Origin of the sequence: Candidatus Chromulinivorax destructor, from assembly GCF_003366055.1 — a bacterium.
GTDB lineage: Bacteria > Babelota > Babeliae > Babelales > Chromulinivoraceae > Chromulinivorax > Chromulinivorax destructor.
In genome coordinates this window covers 546,810-566,378 of record NZ_CP025544.1, presented here as the reverse complement: position 1 = coordinate 566,378, position 19,569 = coordinate 546,810, and the positions used below count along the sequence as shown (strand labels likewise).

Sequence of the window (19,569 nt, the reverse complement as noted above, 5' to 3'; positions counted from 1 at the left end):
ATTTGCCCTACATTTTTTACAAAAACTTCGGGAGTATTGAAGCCGGTGGGCCTGATGCACTATTTTTTAAACTAAAAAAGCGTATAGCGGCCGCCGCCGCCCATATTTCCGGAGATGAGCACAGCGATATCGTAGGTCCTTGTAATTTTGTTGTACGTAATTGAAGTTGTTAGTGTGTATAGTAAGAAATTATCTTAAAAAAGTTATAGTATGAATTTACGATATATTTTGTACCGATCAGTTATGGTGCTATTAAAAATTTTATTAGGGTGCGTACTTGCGTGTTCTATAGCATTATTTTTTGCATCTCGAAGTGAAGTTGTGCACCAAGAAATTAAGCGATCGGTGCAGAATATGTTTAAAAACGATTTTGATTGTCATTGGGAAGGAGAGCTTGCAAGCATTGATCTTTTGTCACTTGATATTAAATTTCGTCATGTGACAATTATGCCATCAAATTCACATCATGGTTGGTCGCTATATGCAGATAATTTTCATATATTTTCTTCATGGGGCCATTTTTTATGGACCGGCATATTTTCATGTCATAGTTTTTTTGAACAAGTTGTTGTGCATGAGGAGCAACGTGATGGAAAATCATATTTTTATGAGACCTTATCTAAGATGTTGAGTGGGGAAATTGCAGGCCCGTTCAGTTTTGATTTTATTGCAATTCAGCAAGGGCAATTTATTGTGCAAGATAGCTCAGGTGATATACACGTAAATTATGAGTATAATTTTGAAATGAGCCGAGATTCTGATGGTATTCATACAAAATTATATACGATTGATGGGAATTTTGAGTATAAAGGCATAAAAATTATCGAGAATTTTTTTGGTAATTGTATGTTTGTTTTTCCTTACGATCACGATCTTCGTAAAATTTATGCACGAGTAGATTGTCGATTATCAATTCCCCAACTCCAAGAAAAAGGAGCATGTTTTCTTAAAGGAGATATTTATGAAAGTCGTGGAGCATGTATTATCTCAAACGATGATCAGTCTTTTATTATTGAGCCTTTAAAATTTCGACTCAAAGAGCATGCTATTCCTGTGACCTGTTCTATTACCATTGCAACTGAGCTGCTGCAGCTATTAGTAGTTGATGAAGTTGTTATTCCAGATTTGTCAGGCAATGCAACCTTAACGGTCATGGGAAATTTACTGGATGTAAGTTCTGGATTACAGGGAAAGTTGCAAGTGCAGAATATAGCATATAAAAATAATACGCTTCTTGAACGTGCATTTTTAACTTTTTATAAAGAAAAAATTGGGTATGCAACAAAGTTATTTGTAGGTTCTACTTGTGTGTTTTACGGAACATCAACACCGACAGAAACCTCATGGAAACTTGATGCAATTAACAGCGTTCAACTTTCACCGTGGTGGACAAGTTATTGGAAGATGCCTGAAAAAAAAGGAATGATTACTGCTCAATTAACAAAGTCACTTGATAATTTACAGGGGAGTTATAATTTTTCACTTGAAAGCATTAAACTTGATGAACAAGCTCACATTAAAGGTAGCTTTACATGCGATGCGGAACAAATTACATTGCAAGGAAATTTTTTAGATCAAAAATTTGAATCAATAGTAGCTTTTGCGCCAACACCTCACCTTATTTCACTCAAGTATTATACAAAAGACGAAACATTTTTAGACTTTCATGAAGATGATCAAGAATTAGATAAAACGGTAGGTTTTCTTGGGTTTAATTGTATTAAAAATATGCTGCCTGATGAGTATAAATCAAGCTTTTCTCAGCCCGGTAAGATTGATATGAGCGGTTACTTGCATCAAGGAACTTATTTTGCTGATGTACAGACGCACGATGCGCATATTAGAATCCCATCTTTGTATAATGTGATGCAAAGTTTTAAAGCTGCAGCGCAATTAAATTTTATGGATAAGTCTTTGAGCGTTCAAAATCTTGTTGCAAATTTATACGAAGGTAAAATTTATTGTGATCATGCTGTAGCTCAGTTAGACAGTCAATCTAAGCTTACATTTTTGCATGCCCCGATGTTTTTAGATAGTGTTCTTATTAGTTGGTATAAAGGAATTTTTGGAGTGTTGTCAGGTCGGATTTTTTTGTCATTACGTGATGATAAAGATCCTGTTTTGCAAGGAAATTTGATCTTGGATAAGACGCAATTACAAGGAAATATTTTTTCGGCTGAATTTCAGGACCATTTGCTTGGTTCTCTTAATTCTTCGCAGCCTCGTCAAGAAAACTGTGATCTTGATATTTCTATTCAGACAAAAGATCCTATAACGATTGAAACGTCTTTCTTGCAAGCAACAGCTCATTTAGATTTTCATATTACCAACAACGTTAAGCAGCCAGAAGTAGCTGGAACAATTGATATTGTTGCAGGCGAGTTAAAATTCCCCTATAAATCATTGTTTATTACCCATGGGCATGTTCTGATTATGCCAAAAAATTCATCAGAACCAATGCTTGAGTTTGTTGCAAAAGGTAAAATTAAACGATACAACATTACCATGCGAGCAACGGGAACTGTTATGGATCAGCAGATTCATTTTGATTCTTCACCACACTTAAGTGAAGAGCAAATTATTTCATTGCTGCTTATTGGTTCTCAAGACAGCTCGCTTTCTGCAGTTATGCCTGCTATGTTTATGCAAAAATTACATGAAATTATATTTGGACCAGCGATTTCTAAATCTAAGTTAGATATTATTTTTAATCGATTGTTGCAGTCGTTTAAAAATGTTCGTATTTATCCTCAATTTACGAATCAAACAGGACGAGGAGGTGTCCGTGGTGTAATTGAAATTGATGCAACTGATCGACTTCATGGCCGCATTGATTCAAACTTAATGCAGCTTGAGGATACGATTTTTGAAGCTGATTATGCATTAACTGATGATGTAACAGTTCGGGCAATAAAAGATGGTCCAAGTACGTATGGCGGAGAGGTAGAAATGCGATGGAAGTTTTCATGAGACGGTATATTTTGATACTCGGTATGTTTTTGCAGGCAAGTTATGTTGAGTCATATTGTAAAGCGTTTTTTGCACCTGGAGATAACTTAACAGCATTGCTTATTGAGAGAATTGTAGCTGAAAAGAGCTCTATCTATGGAGCTGTATACATGCTGACTGATAAAAAAATATCTCAAGCATTAATTGATGCTAAAAAACGTGGTGTTGATGTTCAGATGATTATCGACCAAGTCTCAATGTGTACGTGTGGCAAAGGTAAATTTTTGCAAGAGGCAGGAGTTCCCGTGTTTGTTCATAGAACGCAAGAGTTTAATCCGTACACGATGCCATTAATGCACCATAAATTTTTTGTGTTTGGGTGTAATCAAGATAATGCTCCTTTACTTTGGACAGGGTCGTGGAATTGTACGATACGCGGAACACAATACAATGATGAAAATGTGCTTATTATTGATGATGTGCAAGCTATTAATAAATATGTCGATAGATTTATGCAATTAAAGCAGCGTTTGCAGTAATATACTTTTAATAAAAAAGAGGTCATGAATAAATAATTTATTCATGACCTCTTTTTTAATGCATAAATTTACTATTTATCCTGCAATTTGAGCAGATTGTTTTGGCATAGTGTATCCAGTAGTAGAGTTTGTTGGTGTTGATTGTTGATTCAATATAGAACTTGGCTTTTCATGAAAATCACCAGTTGCTTGGTTTTTAGCTCGTATAGCTTGGCCTTTTGAATTAAAAGTAGCATTGTAATTTGCTTTATTTTGCAAGTCTTTAATAGTTCCTGAGCTTTGACTATCTTTGTCCAGGCTTTCGTAATTTTTTTTGATTTCAAACTGGAGGTTATCTTTAAGACTTGTTTTATTATCTTTTACATATTTTTTGATTTCATTTGCGCTTTTTTTGTTGAGGTCGGGATATTGTGATTCTAAATCTTTATATATTTCAGTTGTTGAAGTTTTTGATTTGCCAAATCCAAGAAAACCATTGTTTACTGTCGTCTCGGTAATATGATGAATTCCACCAGGATGAGCTGTTACGGTTGTATTTTTACTTTTGCCCATAAACCAACCTGGTTCAGAAACTGTTTGTGTTGCTATTTGAGTAGATTGAGTAACGCTTGATTCTGAAGCTTGATTTGCTTGTGATGGGTCTCCAAGATTTATTGACCCTGATGATTGATTTGATGTTGATGTTGATGAGGATTCACCTTGCTGTAATGATTTTTCAAGAGGTTTAGCTTGAGGAGTACTTGACTTTGCTGCTTGTGACTGTTCGTATTCTTTTGCTTCACGCTGATTTTTTTCAGCAGCAGATTCTGTTTTTGCTTTATTATTTTGTTCTGATGATTTGTCAATTTCTGCAGCCTCTGGAGCATAACTGAGTTGAGTTGTACATAGCAAGCTCATCAGTATCATTAAATTTTTCATATATTCTACCTTTTTTATAACATGTCTGAAAATAAAGAGCGCTTTTTATTTTCAGTATGCATAATTAGTATAGAAATAATCAACGATCTGTATAAATAATTATCTTTACAGGGGATTTTCTTTAAGAGGAATGCTTGTGTCGATAATTTCCTGCAACTTCGCATCAATTTTTGTTGTAAAAGAGTACGCAACACCTTGGTAAACAAATTCAAGACTTTGTGCGTGCAGAGCATGATACGGTAATTTTTTTGATTTTAATCCGTAGACAGTATCACCAAGCAGGGCATGACCAAGCGCTTTAAAATGGACACGAATTTGATGCGTTCTGCCAGTCTTTGGCTTAACTTGCACCAGGCTATAGGTATCAAAATATTGTAAAACTTTGTAGTTGGTCAGTGCATCGCGAGCTTGGCCACTTTCGGATATGCCAGGTGTTGCATGCATCATATTTTTGTGAACGGGGTGGCGGCTGATAACGTAATCGATTGAACCAGTTTGTTCAGGATGACCCATGACAAGGGCTATGTAAGTTTTTTGTATTTCTCTGTTTTTAAACATTTTACTGAATGTTGTATGAGCTTGATCAGTTAATGCAATAATCATAATACCCGAGGTATTACGATCGAGTCTATGCACAATGCCAGGCCGTTCTTTTTGCCCAGCGTATATAATCTGCGGAAATTCTTTAATGAGCCAATCGGTCAGAGCAATACCTGCGTAGGTTTCTTGAGGAGGGTGAACAACAACTCCAGCAGGTTTATTAATAATCAAAAAATCATCGTGTCGTGCTACAATCGTAATCCCAAGATTATCAGGAACTTCTTTTGCTGCTCGCGTCATTGGCATGGGAATTGATAGCAGGGTGATAACGTCATCTTCTTTAAGCATATAGCTTGGCTTTGCGGTTGTAAATTTGTTAATCAATACTTGTTGATTATTAAGTAATTTTTTTACAAGTGTACGAGAAAACATAGGAAACTTTTCAGATAGAAAAATATCAATTCTCTGTCCTGCTTGCATACAAGAAATTTTGATTGAAAAGCTGTCATTTTCTTGAATTACTGGATCATTGTTCATGAGCTGTTTTTTCGTTGGTTAAATTATACCGTAACAAGGCCTTAATATACTATTTGTAGGAGCTTTTCTTGCATTTATTTTTAATGTATGTCAAGGTTAAACTAAAGTCAAATTGGCAAATAATGTTGCCGCTATAATCCACTCTTTCTATATCTGTATTAATGATGGAGATTTGTATGATCAGTACAACTATTTTAGATAACATTGCAACTCATATTCAAGAAGTTGTGCTGCATGAATCAACACGCAGTAAAATTTTAATTGGTCAGATGAATTTGGCCCACTACGCAGATATAGCTCAGTTGATGAATAGTCTTGAGTCTGAATATAGTGTTAAGCTTTTTTTGCTGTTAAAGCCAGAAATGCAAATTTCTGTATTTTATGAATTACAGACTGCTTTAATGAGAACTGTTTTGTCAGCATTAAATAGTGCTGATAAATCAAATTTACTTAAAAATTCTCATGCCGATCAGATTACCGATCTTTTTGATCTTTTATCAGATGAAGAATTAGCAACGTGTCTTGATATTCTCCACAAAAAAGATCGAGAACAGGTGTTATCATTGATGCAATTTGCTCCAGATTCTGCTGGTGGGATTATGAATGTTGACGTGATTACGTTGATGCAAAATTTTACCGTAGCAAAAAGTGTTGCATTGTTACCAAGGCTTCGCCCTCGTAGAGATTTACATCGTAATATTTATGTAACAGATGAAGAAAATCGACTGGTAGGGTTAATTAAACTTGAAGATCTTTTATTAAAAAGTCCAGAAACTCAATTACGCTCAATTTTACGACAAGTTCCATTTATTGCAGAAGTTGATCAAGATCAAGAAGAGATTGCAAACAAGATGGCGCATTATCGTACGGTAACAGCTCCTGTTGTTAACGAACACAATTTTTTGCTTGGGGTTATTACCGGTGAAACGCTTGTTGATGTCTTACAGCGAGAAGCTCAAGAAGACGTTCATAAAATGGCTGGGTCTTATGTAAGTCAGTCGTACTTTGAAACATCATCAGCAAGTATTATTTTACGTCGCGGAATTCTTTTAGTTATTTTGCTGTTAGTTGAGTCTTTAACCAGCGTTATTCTTGGTAGTTATGAAGCAACTTTATCTGCTTTTTTAGTTTCATTTATTGCAATGCTTGTCAGCACAGCAGGAAACACAAGTGGTCAAACTTCAGCAATTATTATTCAAGGTATGTCATCAGGTGATATTAATGATTCAAATATCAACAAAATATTGCGCAGAGAATTTTTTATAGGGTTTTCATTATCGATTCTTTTGGCACTTGTTGCTTTTGCTCGTGTATATGCGTATCATCAATTTTTCTGGGGAAGCGTTGTTGTCAGTTTGTCGCTTGGCATTATTGTTTTTGCATCAGTTTTATTTGGATCCGTACTGCCAGTATTACTTAAAAAATTTAATATTGACCCTGCTTTTTCAGCTGGACCTTTCCTTGCAACAATTATGGACATTCTTGGAATCTTCATATATTGTTATATAGCCTACTTAATTTTAAATTAATTTAAAATAAGTGTTGACAATATCGTCACAGAAATATATTCTATTAGTAGCATTTAGGTATAAGTGCTTTTTTCTTTCTTTAGAATTTGAAATTTGTGAGTCGCTAGCTCAGTCGGTAGAGCAACAGCCTTTTAAGCTGTGGGTCGTTGGTTCGATTCCAACGCGACTCACCATGTATGTCCCCATCGTCTAGCCCGGTCCAGGACACCGCCCTTTCACGGCGAAAACAGGGGTTCGAATCCCCTTGGGGACGCCATATTTTTCTAAGTATGGTGTCATGTTAAAATATAAGAAGCAATAGTACAGAAATGTAATATTGCTTCTTTTTTTTGTCCAAAATTCATCAGGTTCTTAATTTTCTCTTATTCTCTTTTACCGTTTTTATTTTTTAATTTAATTAATTTTGATACTATCAAAAAATATATAAAATTATCATTTTTTTAACATAAGAACTTTATAATGTATAAAAAATTACGAGCGATGTTTTTGTTGTTTACGGGATACTTGATTTACCCTGCTCAGCTTGAACAAAAACTAAATCTAGATGCCATGCCACCAAAAATTATAGGACTTATTTGTGGTCATCTTAATCATCAGATAGGAACGCATGGTTTTGTAAATGAAGCAGACTTTCCTATTGTTATGAAGAATGTTAGCAGGCTTGCAAGCGTTAATAAAAAGCTTTATGAAACAGTGCATAGCGTTGTTGCAACAAATCTGTTAATAGAATCTTTAGCCAAACGTTTTGTAATGTCGCCTTTAGATGTTGCAGCAAAAATTAAAACTAAAGGTGGTCAGGCATGGTTAAAGAAATATGTTCATGATTCTGGTGATTATGAATTATTTAAAGTGGTGCAAGAGGTTTTTGTAATATGCAAAGAAATTAGCGAGCAAGTAAAACCTTATGGAGTGAGTCTTTATGATGGACAAGAAGCATGTCCAGGGGTTAATCCTTTTGAAGACCAAACGCAGCAAGGATTAATGCTCGTTATCGATATATATCCAGATAGATTATGTACCCCATGGGGAAGAGTTACTTTATTTGAAGGAGGGTTGCTTCCTGGAGGCTTTGGATTTAACATGATTTCTCAAGAATTGTTAAAAAACATAACAGCTTATTTTCAAGAAATATCTCATAGTGATTCTTTAAGAGATGGTGTTAGGTATTATGAGCAAAAAAAAGAAATAATCGTAGATCGTAAAGACCAACAATTATTTAAAGATTGCTTTGAAGAAATTTCAAAAGATGTAATGGAAGAAAAAAAGGACAACAAGTTTTAATTAAAAGTAGTTTGTGTGGTGTTGAAAGTTTTTATGCAATTAAAGCAATTGGAAATCAACAATTACCTGAACCTGTCTGGCTTGATCAACAAGAATATCGTAGTTATGAAGCAATGGATGCTGTATGGAAGATTATGGATAATCAGTTTCATGCAAGACCTGAAGGATTTCAAGAAGAACAAGAGAAAGAAAAAGAAGAATCAACAACTGATGAAAAGCTAGAAAAAACATATCCAGCACCATACCAAGTTGTTCCTGAAATTTATTTAGCAGCAATGCATCAAGCAGCTGAGCAATATGCTCAACTAGCAGCACGAGTTGCAAATCAGCCAATTTTTACAGGAAAAGGCTGTATTAATCGTTCTGCAAAAGTTTTGCCATGTCAGAATTTATATGATGTAAGAATTGTTGAAGTGTTAACTAAAAATGCTAATAATCTTTTGCCAAAAGAAAATCATTGGCATTTACATTCGTTTGGATCTAGCAATAATCAATTATATATTAACAACGAATCTTTAGAAAATGGCTTAGCATTGTGGGGCTATAAAGATAATCAACCATGCTCTGTAGGTATTTTACAAGCTAAATATCAAGAAATATTAGATAAACTTCAGGTTGGTTGGCAACAAGCTCAATTAATTGATAATCAAGATATTTTGTATACTCAATCTGAAGAAACATGGTATTTATTTTGCAAGTCAGAAAATCTGCAGGAAGAAGATTATCTCATAAATATTTTAGCATCAAAATGTACATTAGATAAAAAAATTACTTGCCATAATTCTTGGCGGAATGATAAAAAACATGAAAAAAATGAAATGTATCTTTGGATTCGTAAAGATGCATTTCATCAAGTAAAAGATATTTTAGGCCTTGAGTTATCATTAAAAACTAGTATGAATAATGATTGCTGAGAAAACAGTATCGATTTTTACGTGAAATTAGAAAGTTTATACATGTTAATTATTTATATAGATGCTGATGCTTGCCCAGTAAAAGAAGAAATTTTTCGAGTGGCAAAGCGACATAATTTGCAGGTTTACTTAGTAAGCAATAGTTATCTGAGTATGACTGTGGATGAAAATGTGCATAAGGTACAGGTTAATGCTGATGCAGATGCTGCAGATGATTGGATTGTCGAGCGTATAACTGCTGGAGATATTGTTATAACCACAGATATTTTACTTGCAGATCGTTGTTTAAAGAATAGTGCTTGTGCAATAAGTCCAACAGGAAAAGTTTTTAATAATGATAATATAGGTGCTGCAAAAGCAATGCGTGAATTGCGTACTTATTTACGTGAAACAGGCTTAGCTCCAAGTCATAACGCTGCTTTTTCAAAGCAAAAGCGTTCTCAGTTCTTACAGGCATTTGAAGAGATGATTCAGTCAATAAAAAGAAATGCTTCCAGATAAAATAAGGACATGCACATAGTAGCAATAGTAATCATGATTAACTAGGCTGTGTGAACCAAATTTACATGTGCACAAAAACCTACGATATCGCTTCGCTCATCTTGGCAAGCAGTGGTGGCGGCAGCCACGTTACGCTTTTTTTATGTAAAGAAATAGTGCATGAGGCCCACCGGCCCGCAAATTCCCGGAGTTTTCGTAGAAAACGGAGGGTAAAATTCTATAGTAAAAATTTGAACTACAGAGCCTCATATAAAAATGATAAGACTTTTTTTAATTTTTATACCAATATAAAGCAACTTTGGATAAAAATTATAGAGAAAGTGATGTAAGTATGTTGAGAATAAAAACGTTGTTTGCCTGTGTATTTGTTTTTTTTGCTATGCAATCTGTCAGTGCGCAGCCACTTGCAGAACAGTTTATACAAAATGGTTATAGAGAAATGTGTAATCAAGAACATGGCTCTGTTGTTTTTGATGCTCTTTATAACTATTTTGATAAATTTATCAAATTTCTTGATACGCATCCAGTCTGGCTGCATAAATTATCTCGGGCAAAACAACTGTTTATTCGGTCAACAGAAAAAAACTACTATTCTACCGATTATTTTGGTTTGTATGATGAATCTAAAAAAACAGGAAGAGGTCAGATAGCTTTTTATTATTCTATTCATTTTCATGAATATATCTGTTTTTGTTATCCAGAGATTAAGAATATTCCAGAAATTATAAATTTTTTTCAAGCTTGTTATGATATTCAGTATCCCTATGGAGCTGTGTTTGAGCAAGCGGCAATTGAATTAGGAGTAGCTTCAATATTTGCGTATAGCAATGGTGTTATACCTATTCTTCTCAAGGTTGTTAAGTATTTTCCTTTCTATATTGCACGTCGACCACATTATGATGGGACCGTGTTTTCTCTTTTTCTTGATAGTACAAACAATCAATCCCTTCTTCTTGCTCCATACACATCGTCATTGAGTTGCAGCGATTTTAATACACCCCTAAGAAATTTTTATAGGTTAGAGGATCAAAGCTCAATGCTTCTTATTCCTGGTGTGCTTTTACCTGAATTTGGTATTAACCCGACACCTCACATTGTTGTATCGAGTGATGAAACTCGCTACGCAACGATTGCTTTTGCCATGCGACCTGATTATGTTCAGAAAAATCATGCATTTTCTCAACTTCCACTCTTTAAAAATTGAATAAAAATTTTTATGCACTATGATGCTACAAAATAGGTGTACAATTTTTAAATGAGTAGGTTGTTGTAATGTTTAAGTATAAGTATTTGATATTTTTGTTGCTATCACATTCTTTGTGCGCGTTAACAACGCTTCAGGTAACAGTATCTACTGATAATAACCCTGGTGACATGGGAGATGCAGGGGATTTAAGGTACTGTCTAAATACCATGAATCAAGAATTAAATTCAAGTCCAGATGATTCTTATGAAATTGTTTTTGATACTCCAATGACTATTCAATTGAATGGAATTTTGCCAATTATCAATAACTCTGCAAATTCAGTAAATATTACGATTGGAAATTCAGGGTTGACTCCAACCGTTACTATTGATGGACAGAATATCTATCCTGGGTTTTTTATCCCTATGGGTAATGTTACGATTCAAAATATGATATTTCAAAATTGTATTGCACAGGGTGGAAGAGGAGGAGATGGCATCTCTGGAGGAGGTGGGGGCCTTGGTGCAGGTGGAGCGATCTATGCGCCTCAATCGTTTTTAAATGGTTCATACCCTTCAATCACCTTGATAAATGTTTTGATTTATGATTGTTCTGCTGTCGGCGGTGATGGCGGAAGTTTTTTTACTGTTGTATCTCCGACTGGTGATGAAGGTGGTGGAGGCGGCGGAGGATTTGCTGGTGTAGGTGGATCTGTTGTAACAACTGGTTTTACTGGAGGAGGGGGAGGAGGCGGCTTTGGTGGTAACGGTGGTGATGTTACTGTGTCAATAGACAATCCCTCTGGCGGCGGAGGCGGAGGCAGTGGCGGTGGCGGTATTGGTTCTCGGGCTGTACTTGGTACTCCTACAAATTTAGGTCATGGAGGATCAGATCAAACTGACGGACAAAATGGAAATGGATATGGATTACTAGATCCTGCTGGTGATGGAGCAGGTGGCTATACTGGAGGTAATGATGCTGGCGGGGGTGGCGGAGGAGGCGCTATTACACCCGGATTTTTTGGAGGTGGAGGGGGTGGAAGTTCTGGCGGAGGTAATGGAATGCAGCCTACAGGTATCATTGCACCGGGAGGTAGCGCAACTCCATCAGGTGGAAATGGTGCTGATGGCGGTGGAGGTGGAGGGGCAGGAGTTGTTACTACTGCTAGTTCAAATTCAATCGATGGAGCAGCTGGAGCTGGTGGCTATGGCGGCGGTGGTGGAGGTGGAGCTGGGACAGGTGCTTACGATGCCGATTATACGGTAGAAGGTGGTTTTGGTGGAGTTGGCGGAGGCGGTGGCGGTGGAGGTGCAAATTCATCTGGTACAACCCCTGCAACAGGTGGTAATTCGACTGCTGGAGGCGGTGGAGGCGGTGGTGGCCCTTCCAATAGTTTAAATGCTTTAGGCGGTACTGATCTAGGTAATCTTGGCGGAGGAGCTGGGGGTGCAGGTGCTAACACAGTGAGTTTAAATTCTGGTGGAGGTGGAGGTGGCGGAGGTAGTGGGCTAGGAGGCGCTATTTTTGTAGATAGTAATTTGAATTTTACGATTCAAGCCCTTGCTGGTATTCCAACTGTTTTTACTACAACAAATTGCACAACTCAAGCAGGGACTGGTGGCATTGGTCGTCAGCCCGATGCAACAAGTGGCTTAGATGGTTCAGCTTTAGGAAATAGTATTTTTCTCCGTTCAGGCTCATCTTTAACTTTGATAGCATTGCAAAGCGATGATATTTTAACACTTGGCGAGCAAGTTTCATTTGTAGACGATACGAGTTTTGGTGGACAAGGTACCAGTGTGAATGTAAGAGGAGATGGAACTGTTGTTTATAATGGAACAACTGACTATCAAGGGACTATCTCGATTAATAATGCAAATTTGAAAGTGAATGGAACTATAAGCCAAGCAATTATGAATGTTTGTAGAAATAGTAGTTTTAGTTTACAGCGAGGAACATTGAGCGGAATGGGAACTCTTACAGGTTCTGTTTTTGCTAACTCTGGTGCTATTTGGCCAGATACAGGTGAATCGTTGACACTTGGTAGCTTACAATTGAGCCCTGCAGCAGGCCAAATGCTGGGAAGCCTTGTGCATATCGAAATTGATTCCAGTGGGACGTCGTTAGTTTCTGTTACCGGATTTGCACAGTTAGCAGGAGTTTTAGAGATTGCTATTGATCAAAATGCTCAGCCAGGCTTGTATACGATTCTTACTTCAAGTGGTATTACAGGTACTTTTGATACAGTTTCATTTACAGGAGAAATTCCAAATTATTCACTTTCATATTTACCAGTTGGTAGTCCGACGTATATTCAATTTAATTTCTTAGGTTTTCTACAAGCAGCTTCTAACTTTCAAGGCGTTGGAAAAAAGAATAATTTTGGATTTCAGTATGAGTTATATAATCAATTAACATGGGCAGCAAGCTCATCATCACAAGTAACTGGCTACTATATCTACCGTGATGAAATAAAGATTGCAACGGTCAGCTCAGCGACCTTGAGTTATCAAGATCATAATCGGCCAGCAGGTACTTCTTGCGTATATTGGTTAGTTGCATTTGATAGCGATGGTAATGTCAGTTCACCAGTCACTGTTACAGTTTCATCATTATAAAAGGTTGAACTATGTACAAAAAAATTATGGTATTTTTTGGATTGCTGTGTTCTTTAACGCAGCATGCATCTGATCTACGTTCCTGGCTCGAGATTAAACCTGGCTATTTTTTCTTTTCTGCACAACCTATGCATCAAATTTATGATCATGGGGGATTTCAAGTTCAAGCAAGTGCATCGATACCGGTATATGATCACCTTGATTTTTATGGAAGTGTCGGATTTCGAGAGGCATGGGGTCATGCATTAGATAGTGGTCAAAGCACAAAAATCATGGTGATACCTGTTGATATTGGTCTCAGGCCAGTATTTAATTTTGGTAAAAGATGTTCTTATTTTTTTGCAGTTGGGCCACGTTATTTTTGCTTTGATCAGGAAAATAATTCTTCGTATGTTGATAGCATTATTAATAGTGCAGGTATTGGTTGCTTTGTAAATACAGGACTGAATGTACAGCTGGCAGATAATTTTTTACTGGGTTTTTTTGGTGAATATTCGTATGAAAATAAAATTATTGATTCAAATACGCCTAATGTTTATAGCGGTGGCAATATTCAACTTGGAGGCTTTGTTTTTGGCATGAGTTTTGGTTATGAGTTTTAATTGGGATTAAAAAATCAAAAAGAAGAGAAGTGATAGTCTCTGACAGTACTATCACTTCTCTTCTTTTTAAAATAATTAATTTGCTGACGTTTTCATTTTTTTATTATGTACATTATTTGCAAGATTGACTTGACGTCGCTTTTGTTGAAATTTGTAGTTATCAATATCATTTGGAGTCCCTATAACAGATTCAACTGTGTAGCACGTTGAGAAAAGATGGTAATCTTTGTTATAAGTAGTGAGATGAGCGCTATAGTCATGGTTGTTGATAGTTAATTGAAACAGGGGGAATCTTGAAGGATTATAAAAAGTTATAACATCAGAATCGTTCGTATAATAAACTTCTATAATACTGCCATATTCATTAGTACTTCGTTCAAACATAATTCCATAATCTTTGTTTGAATACCCAGTATTTACTACAGTATTTTCTTTACCTTGAAATTCAGGTTGGTCAAAAAAAGCAGGATTTAAATATTTTTCTTTGGTTGAGTTTGAATTGTCATAGGTTGATCGGGAATAAATTCGTCTATTGCGGTTGTTATAATCATAATAAGTTGTATTGTTGACGCCATATTCTGAATAAATTCCTATTTCTGAATACAGACGAGGTGTTCTTAATGGCTTAAAAGCAAGCATTTGTTTCGATGTATCAAGTTGGTCTAAAGCTTTAAAAAAAGGCATTTGTTCAAAATTACGTTGATCGCATGTATTGTTTCTATGTATTAATTGTATTTCAACAGGTTGTTTGTTAGCAGTTTCGTACTTGAGGATTACTTGAGACTCATCTTCGTTATATGTTAATGAAAATTGGGGTTGATTGTTTGTATAATATTGATAAACAGAAGAGTTATTTTCAGATTTAAGAGCTTTAATCTCAAGATTTAACATATCATTTTTATGCATAGATAATGCGCTGTAAGAAATAGCAAAACAGAACGCAAACAATGTTTTTGTATATATATTCATTTTTATGCCTTTTTATATAAAATTTCTATATGAAAATATTATATATTTTATGAACTGTATATTTCAAGAGATTGTCTTCAAATTGTTTTTTCTAGGCTGTGTGAACCAAATTTAAAACTTGTGTACAATCCTACGATATCGCTTCGCTCATCTTGGCAAACAGTGGTGGCGGCGGCCACGTTACGCTTTTTTCATGAAAAATTAGGTCAATTTATGCAAAAAACGAAGCAAAATTTGAGAAATTAAACCTGACTAAGATTTAAAAAAAGTGCATCAGGCCTGCCGGTCAAAAAATTCCGGGAGTTTTCATAGAAAATGTAAGGAAAAAATCTTTCGTACACATTTGGTTTAGAGAACCTCAAGAGTAAGGAGCACAACACCTGGGTAATAAGAACTATTATCCAGGTGTTGTGTATGCTATTTAAAATATGATATTGAGATTTTTTTCTATAGTATGTATTTTTTTCATGATATTTTCTAAACCATGCTCACCTAAGAGTTGGTGTTCAAACTGTTCAAATTTTTCGCTGAGCTCTTCAAATTCTTTTTCAGTTAAAAAAGAGCGAACCATTGGAAAAATTTCTGTATCTTCACGAGCTTCATGTGGTCGATACATGTCAATAAATTGTTCAAGCAGGGGCTTTATTTTGAGTTGAACTGCATGATCATGAGCATTGTCACCATCTAATATCGATTGTATGTTTGCGGTTATTTCGCGCCCTTGAATGTGTTGTTGCTTGAGCGTTGCAATAATAGTAAGCTCTTTTTTATGTTTTTCAAATAATGGAAAAATATAATCTTCTTCCATGCGTTCGTGATGACCTTCGATAAACAGTTGAATGATTTCAACTGATTGTGCTAAAGCTGAAAGGGGATATTCTTGCTTGTATTTAATTTTATCAATAACAGCTTGGTAGATTAATAAAATTCTATTTAAAATCCCATGTTCACGCATTAAGTCTTCAGTTAATGGTACGTCAAATTCTTCATGATTTTTATGCATAATGACTTTCGATTGTTAAGGGGTGAAATATTCTTAAAAATGGCAAATTTACATAATGATTTCAACTGTTTTTATTTTAAAAAAATGTTACGTATGAGTCTATGGTATAATATTGTATAATTGCTTTATAATAAAAAAGTAAAAATAGTTATATAAAAATTATTGAGTTGAGGTAAGGAGTTGTTATATGGTAGCAAATCGTATGTCAGGATATGCATATTTGTTAGTCGGTGTGTTTTTTATACTATTTTTTGCATGGCAACTATTTTTTCAAATTGTATGTTTGCTTGTCGGTGCTAGTTTTATTATGCAAGGCTTGCGCATGCTTGCTGTGGATAGAACAGTGTACTATTATTCTCAAAATTATTTTAAAGATCAATTTAAGCGATAATATTTTTTATTACCATTATATGGTATGTTCAAAAAATTATTACGTGCACCTAAATTTATTGGATTTTATTATGAACAAAAACTTATCAATTGTATCAATACTACAAACATCATGGGCTGATTTAAAAAAATGGAAGTTTACACTTTTTGCTTTGACGTCAATTTTTATTGTTGTATCTATTTTGATGACATATATTTGTGTTGCATGTGCTTTATTGAGTAAAGCGTATGTATTTTTTGGATGCTTGGCTTTTATTTTTTATTAGGCATGATTTTTTTGTATACAACAATTGTTACTAAAAATGTATTAGATATTGTATATAATCGTCAGGTATCATGGTTTAAGATTCCTACTGGGACTTTTAAACTATTTTTGGCAACACTTTTTACAGGATCCTTGAGTAGTGTATCAAATATTGGAGTGAATAATTCAAATTTAGTTATATTTATTGTTTCATTGGTTTTATATTTTTTGATTGCATATTTTCTTTTAAGAGTTTCTTTCATTCCTCAAATTTTACTAGAACAACAAGGTTCAATAACTCGTGCTTTTAATGAAAGTTGGAATCTGACAGAAAATCGCTCTTGGCTGTTAATAGTATCAAGCTTGTTGCAAGGAGTATTTTTCTTACTGCCACTATTGCCTTTTTTCATTTTTATTGCTTGGCAATTTGGATTCAATATTATGTATCGTGAATTTGGATTCAATATTGAGGTTACACCTGAATTAGCTGTGATTGCTATGTATGCTTTATTGTTATTTGTATGTGGCATAGTAGTTGAATTATATCTTGTATCACCCTTATGCTTGCTTATAAGATCACATCTGTTTAAAGCATTAGTTGAATCTGAAAATTTATAAAAACACAATAAGGAGAGCTATGAATATACCTATAAGTTTTAAAAATATGTGGCAATCGATTATGAAAATTTTCGCTCTTGCTCGCTATGATATTGCAAATAATATAAATACTTGGCTGTACATCTGTGGGCTGCAAACACTCATATATACCTTGTTATCTTTTTATATTTTTTTGCCGGGTTCCTTTATAATTTCGTTTCCTGATGTTTTTCTTGGATTACGTCCTTTTGAATATATATTAGGCCAAGAATATTATGAATTAGCATTGAATTGTAGTTCTTTTTTATTGATTTTTAAACTTGTTGCCGCAATTCTTTGTGACATGCTTTTTTATATTGTATTTCCTATCGTTATTATCCAAAATGCTTTAGACCTGGCTTTTGATTCTGCAATGCGAGGTTTTTCTATTAAAGGACCTATTCTTAGTTTTATGATAACGGTCTATACTTTTTTCTTCGTACGGATGATGTTGGTAAACTTTCATGATAATTGGCTTGAATATCTTGGATTGCAAGCAATGGATTCAGCATGGGCAACGCTTTTATTGTTAGTTTTACTATTTGGAGCATTGTTTATATATAATTATATGTATCAACGGCTTCGATTTGTTGGCATGCATCTGTTTGAATATAAGCTGTGTATAAGAAAATCTATACAAGCAAGTTTGCATATGACCTGTGGTAAAATGAAATTTTTATCTGCAATATCTATACTTCAAATAACATCTATCTTTTTATTCTTGGTAAGTGGCGCAGTTCTTTTTGTTATTGGTGGCTATATTTTTGATTATATCAGCTCTCAATTTTTGATTCATGTTATGTCTCTTGATATGGTTATTATGATGCAAAGCATCTTGACAGCGCTTTTTAGATTTATGTTTTGGGTTTTTGTCATGGTGTGGTATTACCTGGTAGAAGCTCACACCTATAGACAACTTGCTTGTCCTGCAATTGATAAGCCAAGTTGTAGTTCATGTGAGTGTGCATCATGAGTGCACTTGTAAAAGACTATTCGTATGGAATTATCCCTTTGCAAAAAGTAGATGGTAGATGGCAATCTTTTGTTGTGCAGCAGACGAATAGTTATTGGAGCTTTCCAAAAGGGCATGCAGAACAAAATGAATCTGCAAAAGAATCTGCAGAACGAGAGCTATTTGAAGAAACTGGACTGTCTGTTGTTGCGTATTATCCCGTAGAACCATTATTTGTTATGTATAAAGGGCATGGAAAAGTTACGTATCAAAAAGAAGTTATGTTGTTTTGTGCATCTGTGCAAGGTTCGATTAACTTATGTCCTGTCGAAGTTTTGCAGGGACATTGGATAGATCTTGAAGATCTTGATAAATTTATTGTTTTTGATGCAATGCAGCCGCTGCTTGCATCACTTAAAGAGATTGTCAGGAACATAAAATAAAAAAAGGCTCATGAAATTAGATAATAATTTCATGAGCCTTTTTAGTTAATCGATAAATCGTAAATTACCGTGATCTAAATCGTAATAAGCTCCAACGAGTTTGATTTTATTTTCTTGTAAGGCTTGTGATATAATGACTGAATTTTGAGATATTTTACTCATAACTCGATGAATATTTGCAAAAGCAGTCTTTTTTATAATTTCATTTTTAGTTTCTACAGAGATTTCTGTTCCTATTTTCATATCATCAATAATATCTTGAGCTGTTGGTTTCATAATATTAATAATATGTTTGATGTGGCTTGAGCATTCGATTTGATTTTCAAGTACAGACTCAACAGTCGCTTTTATAGCTTCACATCGATCATGTCCGAGCACAATAATCAATGGAGAGGCAAGGTGTTTGACTCCGTATTCAATGCTTCCAAGAACCATCTCGTCTAAGATGTTACCAGCATTACGCACAATAAATAAATTACCAACGTGAAGTTGATTAAATATGAGTTCTGGCGAGACGCGTGAATCTGAGCAGCTTAAAATGATTGCACATGGATGTTGGCTATGAGCTACAGATTTGCGGTCAAATTCTGAGGTCCCACTTTGAATATATTCATTATTTCCTTGCAAAAGCATGTCAAGAGCTTCTTGTGCAGACATATTTTTTCGTAATTTATTTGTTTTTATAACAGGGGTATTTTGACTTAATCGTAAGTATAAATAAAAAACAAGCGCAATAAGAATAAGGCAAAGTAACCAGGGAATTTGAGAGTAAGTATAGGTCATATTGTATTAGATTTTCGTAGATATTAAGATTGATT

19 protein-coding genes and 2 tRNA genes are annotated in these 19,569 nt (G+C 34.8%); 16 read left to right on the top strand and 5 right to left on the bottom strand.

Annotation, left to right across the window (positions count from 1 at the left end; genetic code table 11):
* Nucleotides 1–210 precede the first annotated feature (210 nt).
* A complete protein-coding gene (locus C0J27_RS02885) occupies nucleotides 211–2,970 on the top strand; it encodes a translocation/assembly module TamB domain-containing protein (protein WP_115585690.1) in 2,760 nt (919 codons plus the stop codon).
* A complete protein-coding gene (locus C0J27_RS02880) occupies nucleotides 2,967–3,488 on the top strand; it encodes a phospholipase D-like domain-containing protein (protein WP_162801752.1) in 522 nt (173 codons plus the stop codon). The genes C0J27_RS02885 and C0J27_RS02880 overlap by 4 nt, the downstream gene beginning before the upstream one ends.
* A gap of 75 nt (nucleotides 3,489–3,563) precedes the next feature.
* Here C0J27_RS02880 and C0J27_RS02875 read toward each other — a convergent pair whose 3' ends face one another.
* Nucleotides 3,564–4,406 carry a hypothetical protein gene (locus tag C0J27_RS02875; RefSeq protein ID WP_115585688.1) on the bottom strand — a complete coding sequence of 281 codons (843 nt, stop codon included), beginning with the start codon at nucleotides 4,404–4,406 and terminating at the stop codon, nucleotides 3,564–3,566.
* A 105-nt stretch (nucleotides 4,407–4,511) separates the two neighbouring features.
* Nucleotides 4,512–5,483: an RluA family pseudouridine synthase gene (locus tag C0J27_RS02870; RefSeq protein WP_115585687.1), complete on the bottom strand. Its 972-nt coding sequence runs from the start codon at nucleotides 5,481–5,483 to the stop codon at nucleotides 4,512–4,514.
* 176 nt (nucleotides 5,484–5,659) lie between these two features.
* Between C0J27_RS02870 and mgtE the strand changes: the two genes are divergently transcribed.
* The 9 genes from mgtE (at nucleotide 5,660) to C0J27_RS02815 (ending at nucleotide 14,114) form a co-directional block, all read left to right on the top strand.
* Nucleotides 5,660–7,012: a magnesium transporter gene (mgtE, locus tag C0J27_RS02865; RefSeq protein WP_162801751.1), complete on the top strand. Its 1,353-nt coding sequence runs from the start codon at nucleotides 5,660–5,662 to the stop codon at nucleotides 7,010–7,012.
* Between the two features lie 97 nt (nucleotides 7,013–7,109).
* Nucleotides 7,110–7,185 (top strand) — tRNA-Lys (locus tag C0J27_RS02860).
* A gap of 5 nt (nucleotides 7,186–7,190) precedes the next feature.
* Nucleotides 7,191–7,268: transfer RNA gene (locus C0J27_RS02855), tRNA-Glu, on the top strand.
* Nucleotides 7,269–7,471: 203 nt separating this feature from the next.
* Nucleotides 7,472–8,293 (top strand): hypothetical protein, encoded by an 822-nt coding sequence (locus tag C0J27_RS02850; RefSeq protein WP_115585685.1) that lies wholly within the window; start codon nucleotides 7,472–7,474, stop codon nucleotides 8,291–8,293.
* Between the two features lie 11 nt (nucleotides 8,294–8,304).
* Nucleotides 8,305–9,207: a hypothetical protein gene (locus tag C0J27_RS02845; protein WP_115585684.1), complete on the top strand. Its 903-nt coding sequence runs from the start codon at nucleotides 8,305–8,307 to the stop codon at nucleotides 9,205–9,207.
* Nucleotides 9,208–9,255: 48 nt separating this feature from the next.
* A complete protein-coding gene (locus C0J27_RS02840) occupies nucleotides 9,256–9,708 on the top strand; it encodes a YaiI/YqxD family protein (RefSeq protein ID WP_115586209.1) in 453 nt (150 codons plus the stop codon).
* 331 nt (nucleotides 9,709–10,039) lie between these two features.
* On the top strand, nucleotides 10,040–10,912 hold the full coding sequence (locus C0J27_RS02835) for a hypothetical protein (protein ID WP_162801750.1): 873 nt from the start codon (nucleotides 10,040–10,042) through the stop codon (nucleotides 10,910–10,912).
* A gap of 68 nt (nucleotides 10,913–10,980) precedes the next feature.
* Entirely contained in the window at nucleotides 10,981–13,512 is a 2,532-nt protein-coding gene (locus C0J27_RS05775; protein ID WP_162801749.1) for a hypothetical protein, read from the top strand.
* Between the two features lie 11 nt (nucleotides 13,513–13,523).
* Nucleotides 13,524–14,114, top strand: coding sequence for a hypothetical protein (locus C0J27_RS02815; RefSeq protein ID WP_115585681.1), 591 nt, complete (start codon nucleotides 13,524–13,526; stop codon nucleotides 14,112–14,114).
* 75 nt (nucleotides 14,115–14,189) lie between these two features.
* Here the strand turns inward: C0J27_RS02815 and C0J27_RS02810 are convergent, their stop codons facing one another.
* Nucleotides 14,190–15,083 (bottom strand): hypothetical protein, encoded by an 894-nt coding sequence (locus tag C0J27_RS02810; protein ID WP_115585680.1) that lies wholly within the window; start codon nucleotides 15,081–15,083, stop codon nucleotides 14,190–14,192.
* 421 nt (nucleotides 15,084–15,504) lie between these two features.
* Nucleotides 15,505–16,086 carry a hemerythrin domain-containing protein gene (locus tag C0J27_RS02805; protein ID WP_115585679.1) on the bottom strand — a complete coding sequence of 194 codons (582 nt, stop codon included), beginning with the start codon at nucleotides 16,084–16,086 and terminating at the stop codon, nucleotides 15,505–15,507.
* 187 nt (nucleotides 16,087–16,273) lie between these two features.
* Between C0J27_RS02805 and C0J27_RS02800 the strand changes: the two genes are divergently transcribed.
* The 5 genes from C0J27_RS02800 (at nucleotide 16,274) to C0J27_RS02780 (ending at nucleotide 18,751) form a co-directional block, all read left to right on the top strand.
* Nucleotides 16,274–16,477 (top strand): hypothetical protein, encoded by a 204-nt coding sequence (locus tag C0J27_RS02800; RefSeq protein ID WP_115585678.1) that lies wholly within the window; start codon nucleotides 16,274–16,276, stop codon nucleotides 16,475–16,477.
* Between the two features lie 70 nt (nucleotides 16,478–16,547).
* Entirely contained in the window at nucleotides 16,548–16,742 is a 195-nt protein-coding gene (locus C0J27_RS02795) for a hypothetical protein (protein ID WP_115585677.1), read from the top strand.
* A gap of 11 nt (nucleotides 16,743–16,753) precedes the next feature.
* The gene (locus C0J27_RS02790; RefSeq protein WP_162801748.1) at nucleotides 16,754–17,338 is read left to right on the top strand and encodes a hypothetical protein; all 585 of its coding nucleotides are present in this window, start codon (nucleotides 16,754–16,756) and stop codon (nucleotides 17,336–17,338) included.
* A 19-nt stretch (nucleotides 17,339–17,357) separates the two neighbouring features.
* The gene (locus tag C0J27_RS02785) at nucleotides 17,358–18,329 is read left to right on the top strand and encodes a hypothetical protein (protein ID WP_115585675.1); all 972 of its coding nucleotides are present in this window, start codon (nucleotides 17,358–17,360) and stop codon (nucleotides 18,327–18,329) included.
* Complete coding sequence (locus C0J27_RS02780; RefSeq protein WP_115585674.1) at nucleotides 18,326–18,751, top strand: NUDIX domain-containing protein; 426 nt, start codon at nucleotides 18,326–18,328, stop codon at nucleotides 18,749–18,751. The genes C0J27_RS02785 and C0J27_RS02780 overlap by 4 nt, the downstream gene beginning before the upstream one ends.
* A gap of 45 nt (nucleotides 18,752–18,796) precedes the next feature.
* Here the strand turns inward: C0J27_RS02780 and C0J27_RS02775 are convergent, their stop codons facing one another.
* Nucleotides 18,797–19,534 carry a carbonic anhydrase gene (locus C0J27_RS02775; RefSeq protein ID WP_115585673.1) on the bottom strand — a complete coding sequence of 246 codons (738 nt, stop codon included), beginning with the start codon at nucleotides 19,532–19,534 and terminating at the stop codon, nucleotides 18,797–18,799.
* Nucleotides 19,535–19,569 lie beyond the last annotated feature (35 nt).

Bases quoted from the DNA above. Each gene is read 5' to 3' on its own strand.
- C0J27_RS02810 (WP_115585680.1), bottom strand. From the start codon at position 15,083: ATGAATATATATACAAAAACATTGTTTGCGTTCTGTTTTGCTATTTCT.
- C0J27_RS02775 (WP_115585673.1), bottom strand. From the start codon at position 19,534: ATGACCTATACTTACTCTCAAATTCCCTGGTTACTTTGCCTTATTCTT.
- C0J27_RS05775 (WP_162801749.1), top strand. From the start codon at position 10,981: ATGTTTAAGTATAAGTATTTGATATTTTTGTTGCTATCACATTCTTTG.
- C0J27_RS02805 (WP_115585679.1), bottom strand. From the start codon at position 16,086: ATGCATAAAAATCATGAAGAATTTGACGTACCATTAACTGAAGACTTA.
- C0J27_RS02815 (WP_115585681.1), top strand. From the start codon at position 13,524: ATGTACAAAAAAATTATGGTATTTTTTGGATTGCTGTGTTCTTTAACG.
- C0J27_RS02835 (WP_162801750.1), top strand. From the start codon at position 10,040: ATGTTGAGAATAAAAACGTTGTTTGCCTGTGTATTTGTTTTTTTTGCT.
- C0J27_RS02795 (WP_115585677.1), top strand. From the start codon at position 16,548: ATGAACAAAAACTTATCAATTGTATCAATACTACAAACATCATGGGCT.
- C0J27_RS02850 (WP_115585685.1), top strand. From the start codon at position 7,472: ATGTATAAAAAATTACGAGCGATGTTTTTGTTGTTTACGGGATACTTG.
- mgtE (WP_162801751.1), top strand. From the start codon at position 5,660: ATGATCAGTACAACTATTTTAGATAACATTGCAACTCATATTCAAGAA.
- C0J27_RS02875 (WP_115585688.1), bottom strand. From the start codon at position 4,406: ATGAAAAATTTAATGATACTGATGAGCTTGCTATGTACAACTCAACTC.
- C0J27_RS02870 (WP_115585687.1), bottom strand. From the start codon at position 5,483: ATGAACAATGATCCAGTAATTCAAGAAAATGACAGCTTTTCAATCAAA.
- C0J27_RS02880 (WP_162801752.1), top strand. From the start codon at position 2,967: ATGAGACGGTATATTTTGATACTCGGTATGTTTTTGCAGGCAAGTTAT.
- C0J27_RS02800 (WP_115585678.1), top strand. From the start codon at position 16,274: ATGGTAGCAAATCGTATGTCAGGATATGCATATTTGTTAGTCGGTGTG.
- C0J27_RS02785 (WP_115585675.1), top strand. From the start codon at position 17,358: ATGAATATACCTATAAGTTTTAAAAATATGTGGCAATCGATTATGAAA.
- C0J27_RS02885 (WP_115585690.1), top strand. From the start codon at position 211: ATGAATTTACGATATATTTTGTACCGATCAGTTATGGTGCTATTAAAA.
- C0J27_RS02780 (WP_115585674.1), top strand. From the start codon at position 18,326: ATGAGTGCACTTGTAAAAGACTATTCGTATGGAATTATCCCTTTGCAA.